General features: G+C 75.4%; 8 protein-coding genes. 3 read left to right on the top strand and 5 right to left on the bottom strand.

Annotated elements, in window-relative coordinates:
• The first annotated feature begins 77 nt into the window (after nucleotides 1–77).
• Nucleotides 78–2,108, top strand: coding sequence for a hypothetical protein (locus AB0K25_RS27290; RefSeq protein ID WP_363823424.1), 2,031 nt, complete (start codon nucleotides 78–80; stop codon nucleotides 2,106–2,108).
• Between the two features lie 119 nt (nucleotides 2,109–2,227).
• The gene (locus tag AB0K25_RS27285) at nucleotides 2,228–3,379 is read left to right on the top strand and encodes an FHA domain-containing protein (RefSeq protein ID WP_219464486.1); all 1,152 of its coding nucleotides are present in this window, start codon (nucleotides 2,228–2,230) and stop codon (nucleotides 3,377–3,379) included.
• Between the two features lie 149 nt (nucleotides 3,380–3,528).
• Here AB0K25_RS27285 and rocD read toward each other — a convergent pair whose 3' ends face one another.
• From rocD to AB0K25_RS27270, 3 genes are all read right to left on the bottom strand, one after another.
• Complete coding sequence (rocD, locus tag AB0K25_RS27280) at nucleotides 3,529–4,743, bottom strand: ornithine--oxo-acid transaminase (protein WP_363823421.1); 1,215 nt, start codon at nucleotides 4,741–4,743, stop codon at nucleotides 3,529–3,531.
• Entirely contained in the window at nucleotides 4,740–5,555 is an 816-nt protein-coding gene (gene ddaH / locus AB0K25_RS27275; protein WP_208568495.1) for a dimethylargininase, read from the bottom strand. Before ddaH ends, rocD begins: the two co-directional genes overlap by 4 nt.
• Nucleotides 5,556–5,908: 353 nt before the next feature.
• Nucleotides 5,909–6,811 carry a thrombospondin gene (locus tag AB0K25_RS27270; protein ID WP_363823418.1) on the bottom strand — a complete coding sequence of 301 codons (903 nt, stop codon included), beginning with the start codon at nucleotides 6,809–6,811 and terminating at the stop codon, nucleotides 5,909–5,911.
• Nucleotides 6,812–7,168: 357 nt separating this feature from the next.
• On the opposite strand from AB0K25_RS27270, the gene AB0K25_RS27265 reads away from it, so the two are divergent.
• Entirely contained in the window at nucleotides 7,169–7,975 is an 807-nt protein-coding gene (locus tag AB0K25_RS27265) for a DNA-formamidopyrimidine glycosylase family protein (RefSeq protein WP_357535047.1), read from the top strand.
• Between the two features lie 13 nt (nucleotides 7,976–7,988).
• Here the strand turns inward: AB0K25_RS27265 and AB0K25_RS27260 are convergent, their stop codons facing one another.
• Nucleotides 7,989–8,855 (bottom strand): aminoglycoside phosphotransferase family protein, encoded by an 867-nt coding sequence (locus AB0K25_RS27260; RefSeq protein WP_357535045.1) that lies wholly within the window; start codon nucleotides 8,853–8,855, stop codon nucleotides 7,989–7,991.
• A gap of 114 nt (nucleotides 8,856–8,969) precedes the next feature.
• Complete coding sequence (locus AB0K25_RS27255; RefSeq protein WP_357535043.1) at nucleotides 8,970–9,917, bottom strand: hypothetical protein; 948 nt, start codon at nucleotides 9,915–9,917, stop codon at nucleotides 8,970–8,972.
• Between the last annotated feature and the right edge of the window lie 103 nt (nucleotides 9,918–10,020).

The following is a 10,020-nucleotide window of genomic DNA, read 5'->3' as shown; positions in this document are numbered from 1 at the left end:
GGGCCGGGTAGCTGGGTGGACGGCGGGCGGTTGCGGCTGCGCCGGGTGCCGGGGTCACCGCCGCCGCGCTACCGGCGGTGACCACCACGCCGTGGCCGGCCACCCTCGCGGTCGACCTGGTCGTCGGGGCGGCACTGCTGCCGGTGGCGGTGCTGCGGTGCCGTCGTGCCGCGACGGTGCTGGTCGGCGCGGCCGGTGCCGCCGTGCTGCTCGGGCACGGCCTGCTGGTGGCGGCGGCAGAACCGGTGGGGCTGCTGGCGGCACTCGGGGTGGTACTGGTCGTCGGGCTGGCGGTGGCGCTGCCCCCCCGCCCGGCGAACGCCGTCGCGGCCCGGGTCGCCGGGGTCGCCCTGACGGTCGCCCTGCTCACCGTGCCGGCCGGCGCTGCGGTCGCGCTGCGGGCCGCCGGGTCGCCGGCCTGGTGGCAGCTGCGGGTCGGGTTCGCCGCCGCCGTGCTGCTGCTGGTCCCGCTGCTCGCGCTCCGTCGCCGCCGTCCCGACCTCGACGGGTACGCCGGCACCGCGCTCGCCGTGGCGCTGGCCGCCGTGGTCACGCCGACCGTCGTACCGGGTGGGGAGTCGTTGGCTCTCTATGCCGCGGCGGCGCTCGGCATGCTGGTGCTGGCCGAACGGCGTACCGCTGCGGTGACGACCGGCCGGGTGGTCGGCGTCGGCCTGGCCGGGCTGGCCCTGGTCGCCGCCGCTCCGCTGACCCTCACCGCGTTGGTCGCCCCCTACGGTGACCCGGTCCGACCCTGGTCGGGGGTGCCGACCGGGGACGGCGCGTCGGGTGCCCCGGCGGTCGGTGTGGCGCTGCTGGTCCTCGCCCTCACCGCCGCGCTGCTCGTCCACCGGTACACCGGCCGCCGGTCCGGGTCGGCCGTGGCCGCGCTGCCGTTCGGGGCGGCGGCGCTGCCCGTGCTGCTGCTCGTCGGCCCCGCACCCTGGCCGGTGGTGCCGGCGGTGGTCCTGCTCGTCGGCAGCGCGGCGCTGCTCACCGCCGCGCTCGCCGGCCCGGTTCGGACTGCCCCCGCTGCCACGGCCACCCCGCCTGCGGCTGTCCCGGGTGGGCCCGGTTCCGGCGCGGCACCGACAGCGGGTGGACCGCCGGTGGGCCACCGGCGTGGCGGGGAACTGCTGGTGCCGGTCACCACCCCGATCGGTCTGCTGTGGACGTTCTTCGGCCTGGTCGGGCTGCTCGCCACCCGGGCCGGTACGTTGGCCGCGCTGGCCCTGCTGGTGATCGTGACGGCGGTGATCGGTGCGGTCGGCAGGCGGCCCGGAGTACGGCTGCTCGGCTGCCTGACCACGGTCGCGGCGGCCACCTCCTTCGCGTTGACCGCGCCCCTGGCCGCCGGCCTGCCGACCCGGACGGCCGGGTTCCCGGTGCTCGTGGTGGCGGTGGCGGTGCTGCTCGGCGCACCCCTGCTGGCCCGGCGCGGGTCGCTCACCGTACGGGCGTTGGAGGCCGCCGCGCAGGCGGTGGCCGTGCTCGCCCTGCTGCTCACCGTCGGTGCGATCCGACACGCGGCGGTGATCTGCGTGCTCTGGGGGGCCGCCGTGGCGCTGCGGGTGCTGTACCCGGGTCAGTCGGCCGGCCAGCGGTGGGTCTTCGGGGCGGTGGCCGGTGGCAGTGAACTGCTCGGCGCGTGGCTGCTGCTGATCAGCGGCGAGGTGGTGCTGCTGGAGGCGTACACCCTGCCGGTGGCCGGGCTGACGTTGGTGGCCGGCCTGCTGGCGCTGCGGAGCCGGCCCGGGTTGACCAGTTGGCTGGCCCTCGGCCCCGGGCTCGCCGCCGCTCTGCTGCCCAGCCTGGTGTCGGTGCTGGTGGCGGCGGACCCGCAGCCCTGGCGGCGGCTGCTGCTGGGCGGTGCCGCGCTGGGCGTGGTGCTGGTCGGCGCGGTGCGGCGCTGGCAGGCGCCGGTGGTGCTCGGCGGCGGCAGCCTCGTCCTGCTCGCGCTGCACGAACTGGTCCGGGGCTGGGACCTGCTGCCCCGCTGGATCTACCTGGCCGTCGGCGGGCTGGCGTTGATCACGCTCGCGGCCACCTACGAGCGGCGTCGGCGGGATGTGAGCCGGCTGCGGGCGGCGGTGGGCCGGATGGGCTGAGCCGCCCACCGGTAGGGTCGTGCCAAGGCAGCGCCTGCGCACCGCCGAGCCGGCGCGCAGACGCCGACCGGGCCGGCGGTGGCGGCCCGGCAGAGCGACGAGATCCTCCGGAGCGCGCGATGAGATTCGAGATCAGCAAGGTGCTGGACGCCATCGAGGGGCGGGTCTGCACCGATCCGTCCCTGGCCCGAGCGGTGCTGGACCTGGCCGAGGTGATCCGCTACCAGGATCTCGACGGCGGGCGTCCGGCCAGCCTGCTGCGGCTCGGCATGGTGATCGACGCGCTCTCCCGCGAGCTGGCCGAGGACAGCGTCCCGGTCTACGCGATCGTGCACCGGGCGCTGCTCTCCGACGCCGACCTCACCTCCAACGAGCGGATGGTGGTCCGCCGGTGGGCCGACGACGGCCTGGTCGAGGTGCTCGACAACCCGGGTGACCGGATGCTGGAGGTGGCCGACCTGCTCGGTCTGCCGGTGGTCAGCCGGATCCGCTTCGACGGCCTGCGCGGCCGGTTCCCCTGGCTGGTGGAGCAGCCGGGGCGGGTGGTCGCCCCGGTGCCCGGTGCCGGCGGCCCGGCCTTCGTCGCGCACGTCGGCGGCGGGCACACCCCGGTCGAGGGGGACCGTTCCCCGGTCGGTGGGCAGTTGCTGGCCCGACAGTGGCGGTGCCCGGAACCGGGCTGTGCGCTCTTCGGCGGCGGTGGGGGCGGCGGGGCGTTCGCCGACCTGGCCCGGGTGGACCGTGCCCCGGCCGGCCAGCCGCCGCCGGCCCTGCGGCAGGGTGTGCCGACCTGCCCCCGGCACGGTGCCCGGCTCTCCGACGCCGGGCCGCGCCCGCGCAGCGAGGTGCTGGCGATCCGGATCGGTGGCCTGATCCGTCGCCGCTTCGTCCTCACCGAGGACCAGCCGGTGACGGTCGGCCGGGCGCCCGAGGAGCCCGGTGGCGTGATGCTCGGCCAGTGGCTCAACGACGAGACGCGACGGTGGATCAGCCGGGCACACGTCCGGTTCGAGCTGCGGGTCGGCGAGGTGATCGTCACCGACGTGAGCACCAACGGCTCCGGCATCCGGCCGAACGGCTCGATGGCCGAGGCGGAGCGGGTCCCGCTGGCACCGAAGCAGTCCCGGGTGCTCGGCGGCGCGGACATGGTGGAGCTGTACCCGGGGGTGCAGGTCGGTCGGGCCCGGGAACTGCCCACGGGCGCGGCGTTCACCCCGACCTCGGTGATGGCCGAGGCACCCACCATGGCGATGCGGCTGCCCCGCAACTGACCGGTGGTCGCCCTGACCGGCCGGTCGCGCAGACCGGCCGGTCGTCGGCTCACATGCCCCGGCGGGCCGCCACGGTGACCGGCGGGCCGCCACGGCAAGGTGTGCCGCCACGGCGGGCGTCGACCCGACACCCGCCGTGGGTACGCGGCTCAGCCGGCCAGCACCGCGGCGAGCTGCGCCACCGCGTGGTCGATCTCGTCGGCGGTGATCACCAGCGGTGGGGCCAGCCGGATCGTCGAGCCGTGGGTGTCCTTGGCGAGCACGCCCCGCTCCATCAGCCGCTCACACGCCTGCCGGCCGGTCATCAGCGTCGGGTCGATGTCCACCCCGGCCCACAGCCCACGCACCCGTACCGCCACCAGACCCTTGCCGAGCAGCCCCTCCAGCCCGGCCCGCAGCCGTTCGCCCAGCTCGGTGGAGCGGCGCTGGAAGTCGCCGGTGGCCAGCAGCCGGACCACCTCGGTGGCGACCGCGCAGGCGAGCGGGTTGCCGCCGAAGGTCGAGCCGTGCTGGCCCGGCTTGAGCACCCCGAGCACGTCCGCGTTCCCGGCCACCGCGGAGACCGGCACGATGCCGCCGCCGAGCGCCTTGCCCAGCAGGTACAGGTCCGGCACGACACCCTCGTGCTCGCAGGCGAAGGTACGCCCGGTGCGACCCAGACCGGACTGGATCTCGTCGGCGACGAACAGCACGTTGCGGTCGGTACAGACCCGGCGTACGCCCGGCAGGTAACCGTCCGGCGGCAGCACCACGCCCTGCTCGCCCTGGATCGGCTCCAGCAGCACCGCGACGGTGTTCTCGTCGATCGCCGCCTCCAACGCCGTCAGGTCGCCGTAGGGCACCACGGTGAACCCGGGCGTGTACGGCCCGAAGTCGGCGCGGGCGTCGTCGTCGGTGGAGAAACTGACGATGGTGGTGGTCCGGCCGTGGAAGTTCCCGTCGGCCACGATGATGTTGGCCTGCCCCGGGGTGACCCCCTTGACCTGGTAGCCCCACTTGCGGGCCACCTTGATGCCGGTCTCCACCGCCTCGGCGCCGGTGTTCATCGGCAGCACCAGGTCCTTGCCGCAGAGCGCGGCCAGCTCCCGGCAGAAGTCGGCGAACTGGTCGTGGATGAACGCCCGGCTGGTGAGGGTGAGCCGGTCGAGCTGCTCGTGGGCGGCCCGGATCAGGGTGGGGTGCCGGTGGCCGAAGTTCAGCGCCGAATAGCCGGCCAGGCAGTCCAGGTAGCGACGGCCGTCCACGTCGGTGAGCCAGGCGCCCTCGGCGGAGGAGATCACCACCGGCAGCGGGTGGTAGTTGTGCGCGGTGTACCGCTCCGCGTCCCGGACGGCGGACGGGGTCCGCAGCATGTCCTCGATCACTGGCTCGCCTTTCCCTGACGGAGTCGCAACGTGCAGCACTTCGGTCCGCCGCCGGCCTTGCGCAGCTCGGACAGGTCGACACCGATGGTCTGGTAACCCCGGTCGCGCAGCTTGGCGGCCAGCCCGGTGGCCTGGGCGGGCAGCACCACGTGCCGGCCGTCGCCGACCGCGTTGAGGCCGAGCACCTCGGCGTCGGCCATGGTGGCGTGGACGGCGTCCGGGAAGAGCCGGCGCAGCACCGCCCGGCTGCCGGGGGAGAACGCCTCCGGCAGGTACGCCACGGTCCGCTCGTCGAGCACGGTCAGCGCGGTGTCCAGGTGGTAGAAGCGCGGGTCGACCAGTTGCAGGGTGACCACCGGGTGACCGAAGACCTCCTGCAACTGGGCGTGTGAGGCGTGCGCGGTACGGAACCCGGTGCCGGCGAGCAGGTGGTCGCCGACCAGCAGCACGTCCCCCTCGCCCTCGTTGACGTGCTTCGGGTCGTACACCTCGAAGCCGGCGGCCTCGAACCAGGCCCGGTAGGCGGGGGCCTCGTCGGCGCGCTGCGGGTCGCGGAACTGCACCGCCATCGCCCGGTCCCCGATGACCGTGCCACCGTTGGCGGCGAAGACCATGTCGGGCAGGCCGGCGACCGGGTCGATCAGCTCGACGGTGTGGCCGAGGTCGAGGTAGGTGCGGCGCAGCTGCTCCCACTGCCGGATCGCCAGCGCGGTGTCGACCGGTGCGGTCGGGTCCATCCACGGGTTGATGGCGTAGTCGACGGCGAAGTACGTCGGCCGGCACATCAGGAAGCGCTGGCTGGTGGCGTCCATCGTCATTGTCCTGCTCCTGGGGTCGGGCGCGCCCGGCCTCCGTGGCCCACGGGCTGGCGCCGTGGCTCAACGGTATGTGCCCCGGGGGTGCGGCAACCACCGCCGAGACTTGCGTACGGCAGCGGTTCGTTGCGTGTGATCCGACCGCGACGGCGATCCGTTGCGTGGCAGCGCGCAGCGAAGGGGCCGTCACCCCGGCGGGAGTGACGGCCCCTGTGCGCATCGGTGGCGGCGAACCGCTGCCCCCGAACGAGTGGGTGCCCGGCTGGTGAACCACCAGACTGGTCGGGCGGTGCCGGCGAACCGGCTGGTCCAACGTCGCCGGCGAACCGCCGGCGAGATCAAATGTGCCCTCAGAACCGGTCCACAAACTGTGAGTCAAGCCACTCCCGGAACCGGGCCACCCAGTCGCCGTCGGTGGTCGGCCAGTCGAACTGGCCGGTGAAGGCGAGCACGCCCAGCACCACCGCGGCCAGGCCGACCAACACGCCGACCAGCGCGTTCGTCGTGCCGGCCACGTGTCGACGGCGGGTCGCGATCAGGCCCAGCACCGAGAACACCGCGCCGAGCGCGCCGAGCGCGATGCCGTACCCGGCCAGGGGACCGGTGAGCACGAACGCCGCGCCCACCACCGACACGATCAGGCCGAGGGTGGCGAGCAGGCTCGTCCTCGGCTTCGGACCGGCCACCACCGGCGGCTCCGGGCGGACCTCGTCGGCGGTCACCCGGTCCCGGTCGGTGCTCCGGGTGGGGACGCCGGCCGGTGCGGCGGGTGCCGTCCGGTCGTCGGGCGTCGTCCGGTCCCGGTCGGTCGGGCGGTCCGCGTCCACTGGGCGCGGCGCGGTGCGTACCGGGCCGGCGTCGGCGACCCGGATCGGGTCGGTCGGCGTCCGGGGCTCCTCGTCGACCGTGCCGGGTCGGGCGGCGGCGCTGCGGCTGCCGTCGACGGCGCTGCGGGCGGTCGCCGCCCGCGCCAGCGCGCCGCGCTCCGCCGCCCGCCGCTCCGCATCCGGGTCGGACCCGCCCGCGTCGACGCGGCCGTCGACGCCACGCCGGGTGGCGTCCGCACGCTCGGCGCTGCGTCGCGCCACGTCGGCGTCGCGCTCACCGTCGGTGGCCAGCGACCCGCTGCGGTACGTCGCCCGCTCGGCGTCCCGGTCCGTCACCACCGGCTGGTCGTCGCGCGCGTCGACCACCCCGTCACCGTTGCTGTCCTGCGCCGTACGACGACGCAGGAGCGAAGGAACGTTCACCACCACACCTCCTTGTCGATGCGTGGAGCCCTCGGAAGGGTCGGTGGCCGCCACGCGGGAACGACCTGGATGTACCCCGCACGTCCATCGACCACACTCCACCGCGCCGGACCGGGCCGCCCGGACCGTGTCGTGCCGGACCAGACCGGTCCGGGCCGTGCCGAGCCGCTCGGACGGTGTCGTGTCGGGCCGTGTCGGGCTGGGCTTGGGCCGTGCCGTGCCGTGCCTGCCGTGCTGGGCTTGGGCTGGGCTGGGCTGGGCTGGGCTGGGCTGGGCTGGGGCGGTGCCGGCCGGGGCGGTGCGGGCTGGGGCGGGCACCGGCGTCGGTGGGGTCCGGTCGCCTGACTACCCTTGGTGCCCGTGCCAGAGGGACACACCATCCACCGGCTGGCGGCCCGGCACGCCGAGCTGTTCGCCGGCGACAAGGTCACCGCCGGCAGCCCGCAGGGCCGCTTCGCCGACGGTGCCGCCCTGATCTCCGGCACCGTCCTGCACGGCACCGAGGCGTACGGCAAGCACCTGCTGCACCACCACGCCGACGAGCGCACCCTGCACGTCCACCTGGGCCTGTACGGCAGGTTCACCGACGGCGACGGCGAGCCGCCCGTACCGGTGGGGCAGGTCCGGTTGCGGCTGGCCAGCGACCGGCACTGGCTCGACCTGCGCGGACCCGCCGCCTGTGAACTGCTCACCCCGCCCGAGGTGGCGGCGTTGCGCGGCCGGCTCGGCCCGGACCCGCTGCGCGCCGACGCCGACCCCGACCGGGCGTACGCCCGGATCGGCCGCAGCCCGACCCCGCTGGCCGCGCTGCTGCTCGACCAGTCGGTGGTGGCCGGTACCGGGCTGATCTTCGTGACCGAGGCGCTGTTCCGGGCCGGCCTGCGGCCGACGCTGCCCGGCCGGCAGCTCACCCCGGCCGGCTGGGCGGCGCTCTGGGCCGACCTGGTGGCGCTGATGACCCTGGCGGTGACGCGCGGCCGGATCGACACCGTCCGCGACGCCCACCTGCCCGAGGCGATGGGCCGCCCCGCCCGGGTCGACCGGCACGGCGGCGAGGTGTACGTCTACCGCCGCGACGGCGCCCCGTGTCACGTCTGCGGCGGCCCGGTCAGTCGGGGCGGGCTGGCCGGCCGCAACCTCTACTGGTGCCCCACCTGTCAACCCTGAGCACGGGCGACGCCTACGTGCCGTCGACCAGCCAGCGGGCCACCTCGACCTGGTTGGTGAAGACCGTGTCGCCGTCCAGGCTCCAGGCGAGGCAGTGCGCGATGGTCCAGCCGACCACCCGGTCCCGGTCGAGGCCGAGCGCGCCGGTGACCCGGTCGAGCCGACGCCGTACCGCCTCGGGGGAGTGCCCCAGCTCGACGCCGCGCACGATCGGCACCACCGCGAACTCCCGCTCGCCCAGCAGCGGCTTCGGGTCGATCACCAGCCACGGCTCGCGGGTGGCCCGCAGCACGTTGCCGGCGTGCAGGTCCTGGTTGACCAGCACCTGCTCGCCCTGGCTGTCGACCAGCCGGTCGAGCTGGTCGAGCGCTGCGTCGACCAGCCGCCGCTCGTAGGGCCGGCCGGCCCGGTCCCACTTCTCCGGCAGCCGGTGCCGCCAGCCGGTCGCCTCCTCGGCGAGCGGGATGAACGGCCCGGCCACCCGCCGCCACAGCCGGGGCAGCAGGCCGGCCACCACGTCCACCGCCTCGTCGGCGGGCAGTTCGTGCAGCGGTGAGCCGGGCCGGCACCGCTCCACCAGCAGCGCCCGCCGCTGCGGGTCGTGGGCGAGCAGCCGGACCGCCGCCTCGCCGTCCCAGTGCGCCAACGCGTCGGCCTCGTGCCGGCTGTCCGGGTCCGGGTACTGCAACTTCAGCACCGCCGGGGTGCCGTCGGGCAGGTCGGCGGGCATCGCCAGCGAGGCGAACGCGTACGGGAAGGGCGGGCCGAGCCGCAGCGACCACTGTCGCGCGCACTCGTCCCGCCACCGGGCCAGCGTGGCCAGCCACTCCCGCCCCTCCGGCGTCTGCCGCACCCACGACAACCCCGCCGGAATCTCCATCGGCCCATTGTGCGGATCGGGGAGAGTTGTTGCTGCCCTGGCGACAACAACTCTCCCCAAAGCGCGCGACGACCGGGTGCGCCGGGCGGCAGGCGGTGAGGCGGGTGGGGGTGGTCAGGGGCGCCAGCCGGCGGCGGTCAGCGCCGCGCGCAGTTGGGCCGCCACCTCGTCGGGGCGGTGGCGGACGTCGAAGGCGGTGAACCGCAGGATCCGGTCCCCGGAGATCCACACCCCGTTCTGCCGGCGCAGGTCCGCCGCCCAGTGCCGGACGTCCATGTGGTGTGCCCCGTCGACCTCGACGTGCAGCCCCCACTGCCGCCAGTAGGCGTCCAGGTAGCGGGTCCGCCCGTCGGCGTCGAGTCGCCGTTGCTGCAACTCGGGCCGGGGTAGCCCGTACCGGCGACAGAGCCGGACCAGGTCTATCTCGGACAGCGCCTCCGCCCCGCCGGCCAGGTCGCCGATGGTCTGCCGGATCAGGGTCGACCGACGCAGGCGCGGCAACCGGCGGGCCACCGCGTCGAGTTCACCCGGGGTGACCCGCCGTTGCTGGCAGCCGGCCGCCAGCACCGCCTGCGCGTCGTCGTCGCTGCGCATCCACTGCGCGGCGTCGAGCAGCGAGCGGGCCATCGTGGTGCGGTCCGGTCGCCCCCGCTGCCGGTCCTCGTCCCCGAGGTGCCGGGTCCGCCGTACCCGCACCGCAGGCATCCCGAGCGGCAGCCGGCGCAGCAGGTCGGGGGCCTGCCTTTGGTACGGGATCAGCACGTCCACCGCCTCGTGCCGCCAGCGTCCGCGCAGGCCCCCCGCCTGCGCCGCCGCGAGACCGGCCAGGACGGCGTCGGCACCGGCGGCGAGCACCGCCACCCAGCGTGCCTGGTCGACGGTCACCGGGCCGCCGCCGACCCGCAGGATGCCCCGGCACACCCGCTCCCAGCGGCCGGTGGCCAGCAGGTGGCGGACCCGGGAAGGGGTGAGTTCGGCGGTGGCCTGTGCCCAGCTCACCACCCCGGCCTGCGTGAAGATCAACCAGTCGAGGGCGGCATCGTCGTCGCCAGGCATCCGCATGCGCCGAGCAGACCATGCTTTGTGGAGAGTTGTTGTCGCCCCGGCGCGAGGACGTCAAGATCCGCCGGATGATGTCCAAGGGGCTCGAGCGCGCCGGCATCTC

The sequence above is a fragment of the Micromonospora sp. NPDC049257 genome, assembly GCF_040678915.1.
GTDB lineage: Bacteria > Actinomycetota > Actinomycetes > Mycobacteriales > Micromonosporaceae > Micromonospora > Micromonospora antibiotica.
This window is presented reverse-complemented; position numbering and strand designations above follow the sequence as displayed.